Here is a 13,379-nt window from a genome sequence, read left to right as displayed (position 1 = left end):
CCTCCCCCCCCCCCCCCACCCCCCCCCCCCCCCCACCCCCCCCCCCCCCCCCCCCCCCCCCCCCCCCCCCCCCCCTGACGTCGTGGCGTTCGGTGGCGAGCAGTGAGGATCGGTGGGGATCAGTGCGGATCAGTGCGGATCAGTAGTTGCCCAGGCCGCCGCAGACGTTCAGCGCCTGGGCGGTGACCGCCGCCGCCCCCGGGGAGACCAGGTAGGAGACCATCGCGGCCACCTCGCTCGGCTCCACGTAGCGGCCGAGCGGCACCCGGGTGGTGATCCTGCTGTGCGCCTCCCGCTCGTCCACGCCCCAGATCCCGGCGTAGTGCTCACGCACCCGCTCGGCCATCGGGGTCTCCACGAATCCCGGGCAGACCGCGTTGACGGTGATGCCGGTCCTGGCCAGCTCCAGGCCCAGGGACTTGGAGAAGCCGACCACGCCGTGCTTGGAGGCGGTGTAGGGCGCGGCGTGCACCACGCCCTGCTTGCCGCCGGTGGAGGCGATGTTGACGATCCGTCCGGTGCCGCGCTCCAGCATGCCGCCGTGGGTCAGCGCCGCCTTGGTGACCAGGAAGACGCTGTTCAGGTTGGTGTTGATCACGTCGAACCACAGGTCGTCGGGGACCTCGGCGGTGGCGCCGCCGCCGGGCCGGCCGGCGTTGTTGACCAGTACGTCGAGCCGCCCGTAACGCTCGACGGTGGCGTCGACCAGCGCCCGCACCTGCTCGGGCGAGGTGACGTCACAGGTGCTGCCGTCGACGTCCAGGCCCTCGGCGCGCAGCTCGGTGAGGGTGTCCTCGAGGGTCTTGGCGGTCCGGGCGCACAGGTAGACGGCGTGGCCCTGGCGGGCCAGCGTACGGGCGATCTCGTGGCCGATGCCGCTGGTGGCGCCGGTGACCAGCGCGACCGGCCGCTCGCTGTCGGTGGAAGTGGATGCGTTCATGCACACCACCGTCGCCGCGGCGGCTCGCGCCCCGGTCGAGCCCCGCTCCAGCCCCGCGGCGCGGGCGTCGAGCCCGTCTCGACCGGGGCTCTTGGACGCGATTGAAGACTGAGCGCAATCAACGGCCGCGTGAAGGAGTCCGAGGAGATGGAGTCGACCGGCGTCAGCGCCGAGTTGTACGCAGAGGTTCTTCAGTACTACGCGCGCCAGATGCAGGCGCTGGACGCGGGCAAGGTGGAGGAGTACGCCGCCACCTTCACCGAGGACGCGGTGTTCGGCCACACGCCCGGCCGGGAGCCGGCGCGCACCCGGGCCGGCATCCTGTCCGACCTTTACCAGGTGCGCGAGCGGTTCACCGTCGATCCGCAGCAGCGGCGCCACATGTTCACGATGGTCGACGTCGAGCGACTGAGCGACGGCAGGCTCCGCAGTACCTGCTACGCGCTGGTGCTGACCACCCGGCCGGGCGACGGTCCGGAGCTGGTCCGCAGTTGCGTGGTGCGCGACGTCCTGGTCCGCGAGGACGGGCGGCTGCGCAACCAGGAGCGGCTCGTCGACCACGACGGTTTCTGAGAGAGGTGGTTGTGATGAGCCGACGAGTGGTCATCACCGGCATCGGCGTGCGCGCCCCGGGCGGCCGGGGCACCAAGGAGTTCTGGGACCTGCTCACCGCGGGCCGTACCGCGACCCGGCGGATCAGTTTCTTCGACCCGTCGTCGTACCGGTCGCAGATCGCCGGCGAGGCGGACTTCGAGCCGGTGTGGGAGGGGCTGAGCCAGCGGGAGATCCGCCGCATGGACCGGGCCACCCAGTTCGCCGTGGTCTGCGCCCAGGAGGCCGTGCGCGACAGCGGCCTGGACTTCGCGGGCGTCGACCCGGCGCGGATCGGGGTCACCCTGGGCAGCGCGGTGGCCGCGGCGACCAGCCTGGAGCGCGAGTACCTGGTGCTGTCCGACTCCGGCCGCGACTGGCTGGTGGACAGCGAGGAGTGGCTGTCGCCGCACATGTTCGACTACCTGGCGCCGAGCGTGATGCCGGCCGAGGTGGCGTGGAAGGTCGGCGCGGAGGGGCCGGTGTCGCTGGTCTCCAACGGCTGCACCTCCGGCCTGGACGCGGTCGGACATGCCCTGCAGCTGATCCAGGAGGGGTCGGCCGACGTCATCGTGGCGGGGGCCACCGACACCCCGATCACACCGATCGTGGTGGCCTGCTTCGACGCGATCAAGGCGACCACCGCACGGAACGACGAGCCGGAGACCGCCTCCCGCCCGTTCGACCGCTCCCGCACCGGCTTCGTGCTCGCCGAGGGCGCCGCGATGTTCGTCCTGGAGACCCTGGAGTCCGCGCGCCGCCGTGGCGCCCCGGTCTACGCCGAGGTCAGCGGCTACGGCACCCGCTGCAACGCGTACCACATGACCGGACTCAAGCCGGACGGCCGGGAGATGGCCGAGGCGATCCGGGTCGCCCTGGACCAGGCGCGCGTCAACCCGACCGACGTGGACTACATCAACGCCCACGGCTCGGGCACCAAGCAGAACGACCGGCACGAGACCGCCGCGGTCAAACGCGCCCTCGGCGACCACGCCTACCGCACGCCGGTCAGCTCGATCAAGTCGATGGTCGGTCACTCGCTGGGCGCCATCGGCTCGGTGGAGATCGCCGCCTGCGCGCTCGCCATCAAGAACGGCGTGGTGCCGCCCACCGCCAACCTGCACGAGGCCGACCCCGAGTGCGACCTCGACTACGTGCCGCTGACCGCGCGCGAACTGGACGTGCGGACCGTGCTCACGGTCGGCAGCGGCTTCGGCGGCTTCCAGACCGCGATGGTGCTGCGGCGCCCGACCGGGGAGAAGGAATGACCAGGACCGTAGTCACCGGGATCGGCGCGCTCGCCGCCAACGGGCTGGGCACCCAGGACTTCTGGGCCGCCACCCGGGAGGGCCGGCACGGCCTCGGCGAGCTCACCCGGTTCGACGTGACGAAGTACCCGGCCAAGCTGGCCGGCGAGATCCGCGGGTTCGACGTGGCCGACCACCTGCCGGACCGGCTGCTCCCGCAGACGGACGTCTCCACCCGGTACGCGCTGGTCGCGGCCGGCTGGGCGCTGGAGGACGCCAAGGTCGACCCGGCCAGCCTGGTGGACTACGACATGGGCGTGGTCACCGCCAACGCCCTCGGCGGCTTCGAGTTCACCCACCGGGAGTTCCACAAACTGTGGACCCGAGGCCCTCAGACGGTGAGCGTCTACGAGTCCTTCGCCTGGTTCTACGCGGTGAACACCGGCCAGATCTCCATCCGGCACGGCATGCGCGGCCCCTCCAGCGCGCTGGTCACCGAGCAGGCCGGCGGCCTGGACGCGATCGGCCACGCCCGGCGGACCGTACGCCGCGGTACCCCGCTGGTGGTCGCGGGCGGGGTCGACTCCGCGCTCGACCCCTGGGGATGGGCCGCGCAGATCGCCGGCGACCGGCTCTCCACCAGCACCGATCCGGGCCGCGCGTACCTGCCCTTCGACCGGGACGCCGACGGCTACGTCCCCGGCGAGGGCGGCGCGCTGCTGGTGCTGGAGGAGGCCGAGGCGGCGCTGCGCCGCGGTGCCCCGGACATCCTCGGCGAGATCGCCGGCTACGCCAGCGGCTTCGACCCCGCGCCGGGCTCCGGCCGTCCCCCGGCGCTGCGCCGCACCGTGGAGGCGGCGCTCGCCGACGCCGGGGTGACGGCCGGCCAGGTCGACCTGGTCCTCGCCGACGCGGTCGGGGTGCCGGGCCTGGACCGGGCGGAGGCGGCCGCACTGCGCGAGGTGTTCGGGCCGGGCGCGGTGCCGGTGACCGCGCCGAAGGCCGGGTCCGGCCGCACCTACGCGGGCGGCGGCTCGCTGGACACCGCCGTCGCGCTGCTGGCGATCCGCGACGGCGTGATCCCGCCCACCCCCGGCACCCGCGAGGTGCCCGCCGAGTACGGCATCGACCTGGTCCGCGACCGGGCCCGGGAGGCGGCCGTGCGCACCGTGCTCGTGGTCGCCCGCGGCCTGCGGGGCTTCAACTCGGCCGTCGTCGTCCGCGCCTGGGACTCCGACGCCGCCAACGACCTTTCCTGAGGAGACAGTTGTGAACATCACCGTGGACGAGATCCGCCGTGTCATCGTCGCCAGCGCCGGCGCCTCCGAATCCGGGGTCTCCGACGCCGACTTCGCCGACACCTCCTTCGACGCGCTCGGCTACGAGTCGCTGGCCCTGATGGAGACCGCCACCGCGATCGAGAGCGAGTTCGGCGTGCTGATACCGGACGAGCTGCTCTTCAAGGCCCGCACGCCTCGTGAGCTGGCCGAACTGGTCCGCGCCGCGAAGGAGGCCACGGCCGCATGAGCCCCCGCACCCGAGAGACGGAGCACAGCAGGGAGGTCCACGCTTCCGCCGACCGGCTGTACGCGCTGGTCGCGGACGTCAGCCGCTGGCCGGTGCTGCTGGGTCCGTGCGTACGGGCCAGGCAGATCGAGCGGGACGGCGCCGACGAGCGGATCGAGCTGTGGGCGCGGACCAACGGGACGATGGCGACCTGGACCTCCCGCCGCTCCCTGGACCCCCGGGCCCTGCGGATCTCCTTCCGCCAGGACCGGTCCACCGCGCCGGTCGCCGCGATGTCCGGCGAGTGGTCCTTCCACCCGGCCGGCGACGGCCGCACCCGGATCGTGCTGACCCACGCCTTCACCGCCGTGGACGACGACCCCCAGGCACTGGAATGGATCGCCCGAGCGGTGGACCGCAACAGCGTCGAGGAGCTGGCCGCGCTCGGCGACTTCGCCGAACGCCCGTACCCCTTGGAGCAGTTGGTCTTCTCGTTCCACGACCGGGTGGTGGCGCCCGGCGCGGACCCGGCCGACGTGTACGACTTCGTGCACCGCTGCGACCTGTGGCCCGAGCGGCTGCCGCACGTCGGCCGGGTCGACCTCACCGAGGACCCGGCGGGCGTGCAGGTGATGGCGATGGACACCCTCACCCCCGACGGCCGCAGCCACACCACCGCCTCGGTCCGGCTGTGCGTGCCCGGCGAGCGGATCTCCTACAAGCAGACCGTGCTGCCCGCCCTGCTGTCCGGGCACAGCGGTCTGTGGGAGTTCGAGAGGTCGGGCGGCGGCACCGCGATCGTCTCGCACCACACCGTGGCGGTCGACCCGGCCGCGGTGCCCGGCATGCTCGGCGCGGGCACCACCTTCGAGCAGGCGTGCGCGCACGTCCGCGACACGCTGGGCGCCAACAGCCGGGCCACCATGGAGGCGGCCTGCGCCTACGCGGCATCGGTGGTGCGGCGCCCATGAACCCCACGCGGAAACTGGCCGGCCTCGCCCTCTCGCCGGGCACCGATGCCGACCGGGTGTGCATGGTCGCGGGCGACCGCTCGCTGACCCGGCGCCAGGTCCGCAACGAGGTGGCCCGGGCCCAGGCCGAGCTCCTCGAACGCGGCCTGGGCCCGGGCCGGCGGGTGCTGGCGCTGCTCGACCACGGGCCGGAGGCGGTGTTCTTCCTCGCCGCGGCCAGCTCGCTGGGTCTGCACCTGCTGATGCCGTACGGACTGCAGGCGGCGGCGCTCTCCGAGTGGCTGTCGATCGCGGACGCCGCCGGGCCCGACGCGGTGGTGCACTTCAAACGGGACCGGGCAGGCCTGGACGTGCTGCGCGAGCACTGCGCCACGGTGGTGGAGCTGCCGTTCCCGGCCGCCGAGGCGCCCGAGGCGGAGGCGGAGGTGCTCCACCCCGAGCCGGTGGAACACTTCCTGGTGCTGTTCACCAGTGGTACCACCGGCAAACCGAAGGCGATCAGCATCGGCGAGGCGCACATCTGTGCCCGGATCGGCTGGGTCACCCGCACCATGGGGTACGGCCCGACCGCCCGGATCTTCATGACCGGTCTGATGAACAACACCACCGGTGTCATCAACTCCTTCGGTGCGCTGCTGCACGACGCCACCGTGGTCTTCCCGGAGAGCCCGGACCCCGGCCGGTGGCCGGCCCAGGTGGCCCGCCACCGGGCCACGCACCTGGCGCTGCGCCCGGTGGCGCTCAAGCAGTTCGTGTCCGCGGCGGGCTCGGGCGGGGACGATCTGTCCAGCCTGCGGGTGGTCTCCTACGGCGGGGCCGCCGTTCCCCGGACGGTGCTCGAACAGGGCCGCGAGCTGGCGCGCTGCGACTGGATCCAGGGCTACGGACTGACCGAGACCTACGGTCCGTTCTGCTTCCTCGGCGAGCAGGGTCACGCCGAGGCGCGCCACCTCAAGCACGTCTACTGCATCGGCCGGCCCGACGACTCCCTGGAGGTGCGCCTGGAGCCGGTGGCCGGCCACCCGGACGGCGTCGGCGAGATCCTGGTCCGCGGTGAACCGGTGATGGAGGGCTACGTGGACGTCGCCACCGGTGTGGTCGAGCCGGTCGGCGAGTGGCTGCGCACCGGTGACCTCGCCGAGTGGAGCCCCGACGGCGACCTGGTGCTCAAGGGCCGGCTGGCCGGGGTGCTGCTCAGCGAGAACGGCCACCGCATCTATCCCGAGGAGGTCGAGGCGGTGCTGGCCGGCACCCCGGGAGCGGACGAGGTGGTGCTGGCGGGCCTGCCGAACCCGAACGGCCCGCACGAGCTGCCGGTCGCCTGCCTGTGCGGTCCGATCGGCCTGCACGGCGCCGCGGAGCTGCGCGAACTCGTCGCCGCCGAACTGCGCGGCTCGCTGGCCCCGGAGAAGTGGCCGGACCGGATCTGGGCCACCCCCGAGCCGTTCGCCCGCAGCGCCAACGGCAAGATCATGCGCGGCGAGGTGGCCGCCCGCGTCGACCCGGCCCGGGTGGTGCTGCTGAAGGGCGGCTGCGATGACTGAGACCACGGAGCGGCTGCGGGTGCCCGAGCACGTGTACCGGGCGCTCGGCTACCTGTTCCCGCGGCTGATGTTCCTGAACGCGCGCTACGCTCCGCAGGTGCACTGGGGCGACATCGCGGCGGCCCTGGACGGCTTCCCGGCCGACGACCTGGACCTGGCCTCCGCCGGGTTCTGGAACCTCTGGCGCGAGCGCTGGACCGCCCTCGCCGAGGACTACACCGCCCTCGCCGAGGGGTCCGGCACGACGGCCGGGCGCGGCCGCGCACTGCGGGGCGCCGCCGCGGCCTACCACTGGGCGGAGTTCCAGTACTTCGACGACCGGGCCGTCAAGCAGCGGTTGCGGCAGCGCATCCGGGACTGCTTCCTGGGCAGTCTGGCGGGCACCGACCTCGAGGTCACCGAGGGGTCGCTGCCCGGCACCGGCGCGGGCTACTGGGTGCTGCGCACCGGGACGATGCGCGCGTCGGGCGAGCCGCTGCCCGCGGTGGTGCTCTCCAACGGCCTGGACTCGGCCACCGAGGTCGAGGTGGTGGCGCTGGCCGAGGCCTACCTGGAGCGCGGCATCGCCGCCGTGCTCTTCGAGGGACCGGGCCAGGGGTCACGGCTGGGCCGTACCCCGGTGCTGGTCGAGATGGAGCGGGTGGTCGCCGAACTGCTGGAGAGGCTGCGCACCGAACCGGGGATCGCCGCCGACCGGCTGGCCTTCGCCGGTATCAGCTTCGGCGGCTACCTGGCGCTGCGGGTGGCCCGGGAACTCGGCGAGCACTTCCGGTGCGTCGTCAATTTCGGCGGTGGCCCCGCGATCGCCAAGTTCGACGGCCTGCCGCGGCGGCTGAAGGACAACTTCCGGTTCGCCTTCGACGCCGGGCCGGGCGAGGACCTGCAGCCGCGCTTCGACGAGCTGGCGATCGAGCCCGGCCCGGCGCCGGCCACCGAGGTGCTGAGCGTGTCCGGTGCGCTGGACGACATCTTCCCGGTCGAGGGGCTGTACGACCTCGACCGGGCGTGGTCGGGCCGGCACACGCTCGAGGTACATCCCAGGGAGGCGCACACCAGCCTCAACCTGATCAACTCCTACACCCTGCGCACCGCCGACCTGGTCGCGGACCGGCTGGCCGGCCGCGCCTGACGGGGGAACATGGGCCTGCCCGGCGACCGGCCGGGCAGGCCCCTTCGCGTGCGGGATCCGCCGGCGTCAGCGGCGCTCGGAGAGGGCCGCACCGGACGTGAGCAGTCCGGGGTGCAGGTCGTGGTCGAGTCCGGCGTGCACGAAGACCCGCTTGAGCAGGGTGACGAAGGTCTGCGCCTCGTCCGGCTCCAGCCCGCCGAGCAGCCGGTCCTCGAAGCCGCTGACCAGGGCCTCGGCCTCGGCGTGCAGGCTGCGGCCGGCCGGGAGCAGGTGGACGGCGTGCGCCCGGCGGTCGGTGGGGTGGCGGCGGCGCTCCACCAGTCCGCGCCGCTCCAGCTCGTCGACCAGGCCGACCATCACGTTGCGGTGCACGTTCAGCGGTCCGGCGAGCTGGTGCTGGCTGCGGCCGTCCTCCTCGGTCAGCAGGTTGAGCAGGCCGAACTGGCGGGGGTGGATGCCCAGCGGTGCGAGCACGTCGACGAGCTGCTCCTGCACGTGGGCGCTGAGGTGGGTCATCACGCAGGCGGGGTGGTCGAACAGCAGTTGAGTACTCACGGCATCATGATACCCCCACGGAATTATCACCTTGAGGGATAGTCACCAGAAGTGCATACTGGCTCCGTGACTCAAGACATCTCCGCAACCACGCCCGGCGCCCCGCCGCAGGAATCCCCGGGTGGCGCCGCACCCGACCCGAAGCGCCGGCTGGCCTTCGCGGTCGTCCTGATCGCAGGATTCATGGACCTGGTCGACACCACGGTCGTGAACGTCACCGTCCCGAGCATCCAGCGCGACCTGCACGCCGACTACGCCCAGATCGAGTGGGTGATCGCGGCGTACGTGCTCTCCTTCGCCGCGCTGCTGATCCTCAGCGGGCGGCTCGGCGACATCTTCGGACGCAAGCGCGTCTTCCTGATCGGCATGGCCGGGTTCACCGTCGCCTCACTGCTGTGCGGCGTCGCGGTCAACCCCGAGATGCTGATCATCTCCCGGTTCCTCCAGGGCGCCGCGGCAGGCCTGATGGTCACGCAGATCCTGGCGATCCTGCACGTGGTCTTCCCACCGGCCGAGCGCGGCAAGGCGGTCGCCGTCTTCGGCGCGGTCACCGGCTCCTCCGCGGTCTTCGGCCTCGCCCTCGGCGGCCTGCTCGTGCAGTGGAACCTCTTCGGCTGGGAGTGGCGGCCGATCTTCCTGGTCAACGTCCCGGTCGGGATCGCCGCGCTGATCGCCGGCGCCCTCGTGATCCGCGAGTCCCGCGCCCCGCAGCGCCCCAAACTCGACCTGCTCGGCATGCCACTGGCGCTCGCCGCCGTGGTGCTGCTGGTCTACCCGCTCACCGAGGGCCGCCGCCTGGGCTGGCCCGCCTGGACCTACGGCATGCTCGCCGGTGCCCTGGTGCTGCTCGCGGTCTTCCTCGCCTACGAGCGGCGCCGCTTCGCCAAGGTCGGCTCCGCGCTGGTCGAGTTCGGCGTGTTCCGCTCCCGGTCGTTCTCGGTCGGCATGGCGGTGTGGTTCCTGTTCTGGATCGCGGTGGGCGGATTCTTCTTCGTCTGGACGCTCTTCCTGCAGCAGGGCCTCGGCTGGACCCCGATGCACGCAGGCCTGACCGCCGCCACCTTCGCCATCGGTGTCGGCATCGGCGCCGGCAACGCCCCCGACAAGCTGGTCCCCAAGTTCGGCCGCAACGTGCTGGTGGCCGGCGGCATCGTCAACGCGATCGGCTTCATCGCCTTCGCCGTCCTGGTCGCCCGCTACGGCCACAGTCTGGCGTCCTGGCAGATCATCCCGGTGCACATCGTCTCCGGCATCGGCTTCGGCCTGATCGTCGCGCCGACCCTGGATCTGCTGCTCGGCCAGGTCCCCGGCGAGCAGGCGGGCAACGCTTCCGGCCTGCTGAACACCGTCCAGCAGCTCGGCATGGCCCTCGGTGTCGCCCTGACGGGCGTGGTCTTCTTCGCCCAGGTCGGCAACGCGGCCGGCCACGCCACCGACGAGGCCACCCCCGTGCTGAAGTCCGCCCTCAGCGACGCCGGCGTCACCTCCCAGGGCCGGCTCCTCGACGACTTCCGCACCTGCGTGCGGCAGCGCGCCGACTCGGTCGACCCGAGCAAGGTCCCGACCAGCTGCCTGAAGAGCGACCCGAAGACCGCCGCCGCGTTCGGCCGGGCCGTCGCCCGTGCCGACTCGGTCAGCTACTCGTCCGGCTTCCGGACCGTCCTGCTGCTGGACGCCGGCATCCTGGTGATCGCCGCCGCCGGCTTCCTGACCCTGCCCAAGCACTCGCGGCCCGCCGACGCGACCGCCGTGAGCACCGAACCCACCGAGGTGACGGCATGAGCAACGAGAAGAACGTCCTGGTCCTCGGCCGCGAGCGGCACCTGGTCGACGCCTCCACCGACATCATCGAGGCCAACGGCTTCACCGCGGTCGGCGTGACCCGTGACGCGGAGGCCCTCTCCCTGCTGGACACGGGCCGGTTCATCGCCGTCCTGGTCGGCAGCGGCGTCGAGTGGGAGTCCCGTCCTCCCGTGCGCCGGCACGCCGCTCCGCACGGCACCGTGGTCCTCGAGGCACAGCGCGTCCCCATGCAGACCGTTCAGGACCACGTCCGCGACGTGATCGTCCCGCGGTTGCGGCAGATCGCCTGACCACCATCGCACCAGGTCCCCGGATCCGGCCCTTCCCCCACCGGATCCGGGGCCGCCGCCGTGCCCGGGGTTCAGCGGCGGTGGACGCTGACGGCGTACCCGCCGCCGGCATAGGGATCGGCGTCCCAGGTGGCGAAGCGGCCGACGAGGGTGAGGCCGGCCGCGGCGCAGTGGCCGTCGTACTCGGGCAGGGTGATGCCAGGCGGCACGGGCAGGTGGGCCGCGTCCAGGCCGAACCCGGCGACCAGCAGGCCGCCGGGGCGCAGGACCGCGGCCAGGCGTGCGGTTACGGCGGCCTCGGTGCCGGCGGCGAGCAACGGGAAGATGTTGCCCGCGGCGACCACGAGGTCGAAGTCCGCCGCGATGCCGAGCCCGCGGGGCTCGAAACCGGCCAGGTCGGCCTGGAACCAGGGCAGGTGAGGCGCCTGTTCCCGTGCCACCGCGAGCATGGACGCGTCGAGATCCACGCCGACGCAGTCGTACCCGAGCTCCGCGAGCCGGATCATGACCCGTCCGGTGCCGCACCCGGCGTCCAGCACGCGCGCTCCGGCGGGCACCAGCGTCGTGCAGAACCGCGCCTCACCGTGCACGTCCTCGCCGCTGCGGGCCAGCGCGGCGAACCGTGCGGCGTAGTCCTGCCCGGACCTGCCCCCGGTCAGTTCGTCCCAGCGACTCATGCGAGGAACTATAGGCCGAGGCAGCCGGGCGTCAGGCGCCGAAGACCTGGAACTCCGAGACCTGCCCGGCCGGCCAGCCGTTGTTGGCGGTGAAGGTGAGCCGCACGTAGCGGGTGGTGACGGTGGCGGGGAGGGTGAGGGTCGCGGTGTTCCCGGTCGCCGGGTCGAAGGTGTAGCCCGCCGAGGCGAGCAGCTGGGTGAAGGTGCCGCCGTCCGTGCTGCCCTGGACGGAGAGGGTCTGGGTGCGGGTGGCCCAGGCGGCCGACGGGGGAAGGGCGAGGACGATCCGCTTGACCCCGGTGCCGGCGCCCAGATCGACCTGCACCCACTGCGGGAAGGCGTTGTTGGCGGACTCCCAGTAGGTGCTGGTGTCGCCGTCGGTCGCGTTGGACGAGCCGTAGACCTGGGTGTGGCTGCTCTCCGAGGTGGGGCGGTGCAGGGCGAGGTCGGTGGTGCCGGACGGGGGGTCGGTGGTGACGGTGACCTGGTCGGAGGGCTGCGACACGTTTCCCGCCGCGTCGAGGGCGACGACGTCGAAGGTGTAGGCGGTGGACGCGGCGAGTCCGGTGACGGTGAACGAGGTGGCGCCGGTGGTGCCGACCTGGGTGCTGCTCGAGCCGGACACGCGGAGGATGCGGTAACCGGTCACGCCGACGTTGTCGGTCGACGCGTTCCAGGCCAGTGAGACGGAGCTGCCGGTGTGCCCGGTGACCGTCAGGCCGCCCGGCGCGGCCGGCGCGGTGGTGTCGCCGGTGGTGAGGACCGGCTGGGTGGGGCGGGTGGCGGTCAGCGCGATCTGGCCCTTGAGCATGCGGCCGCCGTCGCCGGTCAGGCGCAGGTAGTAGTCGGCGGAGCAGGCGGTACCGTCCTCGTCGAGGGCGAGGAATCCGGAGTCGGTGGGCACCCATGCCTGGGTCTCGGCGGTCTTGGCGATCTGGTTGCCCTCGTTGTACTCGTCGAACATCGAGATGTAGATGCCCTGCACCCCGGCCCGCACCATGTTGTAGAACTGCCGCCACATGAAGTCGCCGTGCACGCGCTGGCGGGCGGAGACGTCACCGGGCAGCACGCAGGGCTGGAAGTCGATGCCGTTGGCGTTGCAGTCGGCCTGGTCGGGGACCGTGTACGTGGTGTACGCGTTGTCGGCCTCGCTGATGTTCCCGATGGCGCCGACCATCCACGGCGAGATCATGTCGAAGGCGTGGTAGACGCCCAGGAATCCGGCCCGTGAGCCGCCGGTGCCCGTCCGCCACTCGCGCGGGACGCCGCCGATGACGTAACAGCCCTGGCCCTTGAACCAGTTGACGACGTCCAGGCAGGCGTCGGCGGTGAAGGGGTGGTTGGGGTCGTTGAAGCCGAAGCCCCAGATGCACACCACCGGCTTGCCGTTCTGCTTCGCGTAGGCGGAACTCGCGGTGTGGGCGGCCATCTTGTTCGTCCAGTCCGTCTTGATCTCGGACTGCATGTTCGTCCAGTTGGAGACGTCGTACATGATGTAGAACTTCCGCCCGTACGCCTCCGCCGCGCTGCGCACCTTGGTCGCCATGGCGTCGCGGGTGGGGCCCTCGCCGCCGGTGGGGTTGAAGCGCTGCAGGGCGGCGGTGTCGATGCCGTTCTGCTGCATCCACAGGAAGTGGGTGTCGACCGTCTGCTGGTCGTACGAGGAGAACAGCCTGGCGGGCCGGCCGTTGCCGAGGGCGGCGTACGACGTCTGGTACGTGCTGGTGTAGTCACGCACGTCGGGCCAGCACTTGATGTTGGTGTTGGCCGGGGACGGCGCCTGGCCCCAGTCCTGGCTCCAGTGCCACCAGCCGTTGATGGGCGCGCCATCGCCGGCGCAGGCGAACCAGCCCTGGTAGCCGACGGTGATCTTGCCGACCACGTCGCCCGGCGCACTGGCCGCCGCCGCGGCGGGGGCGAGCACGGTCCCGGTGGCACCCACGGTTCCCACCGCACCGGCCGCGACCGCGGCCCTCAAGAAGACTCTGCGTGTGACACCCATCTGGATTCCTCTGGTCGAGTGGTCGAGTGGCCTTCGGTGGACGGTGGCGGGGGGGGGGGGGGGGGGGGGGGGGAGAGGGGGGGGGGGGGGGGGGGGGGTAGACAGGGGACAGAGACGAGAGCGA

General features: G+C 72.5%; 13 protein-coding genes. 9 read left to right on the top strand and 4 right to left on the bottom strand.

Going from position 1 to position 13,379, the window contains the following annotated elements; translation table 11 throughout:
* Positions 1 to 139: 139 nt before the first annotated feature.
* Positions 140 to 940 (bottom strand): 3-oxoacyl-ACP reductase FabG, encoded by an 801-nt coding sequence (fabG, locus tag ACZ63F_RS41395; protein WP_469719068.1) that lies wholly within the window; start codon positions 938 to 940, stop codon positions 140 to 142.
* Positions 941 to 1,069: 129 nt separating this feature from the next.
* On the opposite strand from fabG, the gene ACZ63F_RS41390 reads away from it, so the two are divergent.
* From ACZ63F_RS41390 to ACZ63F_RS41360, 7 genes are read left to right on the top strand one after another with little or no spacing between them, the layout of a single operon-like run.
* Positions 1,070 to 1,513: a nuclear transport factor 2 family protein gene (locus ACZ63F_RS41390; RefSeq protein ID WP_457702124.1), complete on the top strand. Its 444-nt coding sequence runs from the start codon at positions 1,070 to 1,072 to the stop codon at positions 1,511 to 1,513.
* A 14-nt stretch (positions 1,514 to 1,527) separates the two neighbouring features.
* The gene (locus ACZ63F_RS41385; RefSeq protein WP_390641445.1) at positions 1,528 to 2,799 is read left to right on the top strand and encodes a beta-ketoacyl-[acyl-carrier-protein] synthase family protein; all 1,272 of its coding nucleotides are present in this window, start codon (positions 1,528 to 1,530) and stop codon (positions 2,797 to 2,799) included.
* Positions 2,796 to 4,037: a ketosynthase chain-length factor gene (locus tag ACZ63F_RS41380; RefSeq protein ID WP_469719066.1), complete on the top strand. Its 1,242-nt coding sequence runs from the start codon at positions 2,796 to 2,798 to the stop codon at positions 4,035 to 4,037. The genes ACZ63F_RS41385 and ACZ63F_RS41380 overlap by 4 nt, the downstream gene beginning before the upstream one ends.
* A 10-nt stretch (positions 4,038 to 4,047) precedes the next feature.
* Positions 4,048 to 4,305, top strand: coding sequence for an acyl carrier protein (locus ACZ63F_RS41375; protein ID WP_352367218.1), 258 nt, complete (start codon positions 4,048 to 4,050; stop codon positions 4,303 to 4,305).
* On the top strand, positions 4,302 to 5,255 hold the full coding sequence (locus ACZ63F_RS41370) for an aromatase/cyclase (RefSeq protein WP_469719064.1): 954 nt from the start codon (positions 4,302 to 4,304) through the stop codon (positions 5,253 to 5,255). The genes ACZ63F_RS41375 and ACZ63F_RS41370 overlap by 4 nt, the downstream gene beginning before the upstream one ends.
* Positions 5,252 to 6,799 (top strand): class I adenylate-forming enzyme family protein, encoded by a 1,548-nt coding sequence (locus ACZ63F_RS41365; protein WP_469719062.1) that lies wholly within the window; start codon positions 5,252 to 5,254, stop codon positions 6,797 to 6,799. The genes ACZ63F_RS41370 and ACZ63F_RS41365 overlap by 4 nt, the downstream gene beginning before the upstream one ends.
* Positions 6,792 to 7,928: an alpha/beta hydrolase family protein gene (locus ACZ63F_RS41360; RefSeq protein ID WP_469719061.1), complete on the top strand. Its 1,137-nt coding sequence runs from the start codon at positions 6,792 to 6,794 to the stop codon at positions 7,926 to 7,928. Before ACZ63F_RS41365 ends, ACZ63F_RS41360 begins: the two co-directional genes overlap by 8 nt.
* 66 nt (positions 7,929 to 7,994) lie before the next feature.
* Here ACZ63F_RS41360 and ACZ63F_RS41355 read toward each other — a convergent pair whose 3' ends face one another.
* Complete coding sequence (locus ACZ63F_RS41355) at positions 7,995 to 8,483, bottom strand: MarR family winged helix-turn-helix transcriptional regulator (RefSeq protein WP_352367222.1); 489 nt, start codon at positions 8,481 to 8,483, stop codon at positions 7,995 to 7,997.
* A 66-nt stretch (positions 8,484 to 8,549) separates the two neighbouring features.
* Between ACZ63F_RS41355 and ACZ63F_RS41350 the strand changes: the two genes are divergently transcribed.
* Positions 8,550 to 10,265, top strand: coding sequence for an MFS transporter (locus ACZ63F_RS41350; RefSeq protein ID WP_469719059.1), 1,716 nt, complete (start codon positions 8,550 to 8,552; stop codon positions 10,263 to 10,265).
* Positions 10,262 to 10,576 (top strand): hypothetical protein, encoded by a 315-nt coding sequence (locus ACZ63F_RS41345; protein WP_469719057.1) that lies wholly within the window; start codon positions 10,262 to 10,264, stop codon positions 10,574 to 10,576. Before ACZ63F_RS41350 ends, ACZ63F_RS41345 begins: the two co-directional genes overlap by 4 nt.
* Before the next feature lie 71 nt (positions 10,577 to 10,647).
* Here ACZ63F_RS41345 and ACZ63F_RS41340 read toward each other — a convergent pair whose 3' ends face one another.
* Together ACZ63F_RS41340 and ACZ63F_RS41335 are read right to left on the bottom strand one after the other, a co-directional pair.
* Positions 10,648 to 11,253, bottom strand: coding sequence for a class I SAM-dependent methyltransferase (locus tag ACZ63F_RS41340; protein WP_469719055.1), 606 nt, complete (start codon positions 11,251 to 11,253; stop codon positions 10,648 to 10,650).
* Between the two features lie 31 nt (positions 11,254 to 11,284).
* Positions 11,285 to 13,255, bottom strand: a complete 1,971-nt coding sequence (locus ACZ63F_RS41335) for a discoidin domain-containing protein (RefSeq protein ID WP_469719053.1) — start codon at positions 13,253 to 13,255, stop codon at positions 11,285 to 11,287.
* Positions 13,256 to 13,379: the final 124 nt, after the last annotated feature.

It is taken from the genome of Streptomyces sp. NPDC104761 (genome assembly GCF_055583445.1).
The sequence above is the reverse complement of the archived record's forward strand: the minus strand, read 5'-3'. Positions and strand labels throughout refer to the sequence as shown.

Excerpts from the sequence above, each read along its gene's own strand:
- ACZ63F_RS41345 (WP_469719057.1), top strand. The coding sequence starts at position 10,262 with ATGAGCAACGAGAAGAACGTCCTGGTCCTCGGCCGCGAGCGGCACCTG.
- ACZ63F_RS41385 (WP_390641445.1), top strand. The coding sequence starts at position 1,528 with ATGAGCCGACGAGTGGTCATCACCGGCATCGGCGTGCGCGCCCCGGGC.
- ACZ63F_RS41340 (WP_469719055.1), bottom strand. The coding sequence starts at position 11,253 with ATGAGTCGCTGGGACGAACTGACCGGGGGCAGGTCCGGGCAGGACTAC.
- ACZ63F_RS41335 (WP_469719053.1), bottom strand. The coding sequence starts at position 13,255 with ATGGGTGTCACACGCAGAGTCTTCTTGAGGGCCGCGGTCGCGGCCGGT.
- fabG (WP_469719068.1), bottom strand. The coding sequence starts at position 940 with ATGAACGCATCCACTTCCACCGACAGCGAGCGGCCGGTCGCGCTGGTC.
- ACZ63F_RS41360 (WP_469719061.1), top strand. The coding sequence starts at position 6,792 with ATGACTGAGACCACGGAGCGGCTGCGGGTGCCCGAGCACGTGTACCGG.
- ACZ63F_RS41365 (WP_469719062.1), top strand. The coding sequence starts at position 5,252 with ATGAACCCCACGCGGAAACTGGCCGGCCTCGCCCTCTCGCCGGGCACC.
- ACZ63F_RS41380 (WP_469719066.1), top strand. The coding sequence starts at position 2,796 with ATGACCAGGACCGTAGTCACCGGGATCGGCGCGCTCGCCGCCAACGGG.
- ACZ63F_RS41370 (WP_469719064.1), top strand. The coding sequence starts at position 4,302 with ATGAGCCCCCGCACCCGAGAGACGGAGCACAGCAGGGAGGTCCACGCT.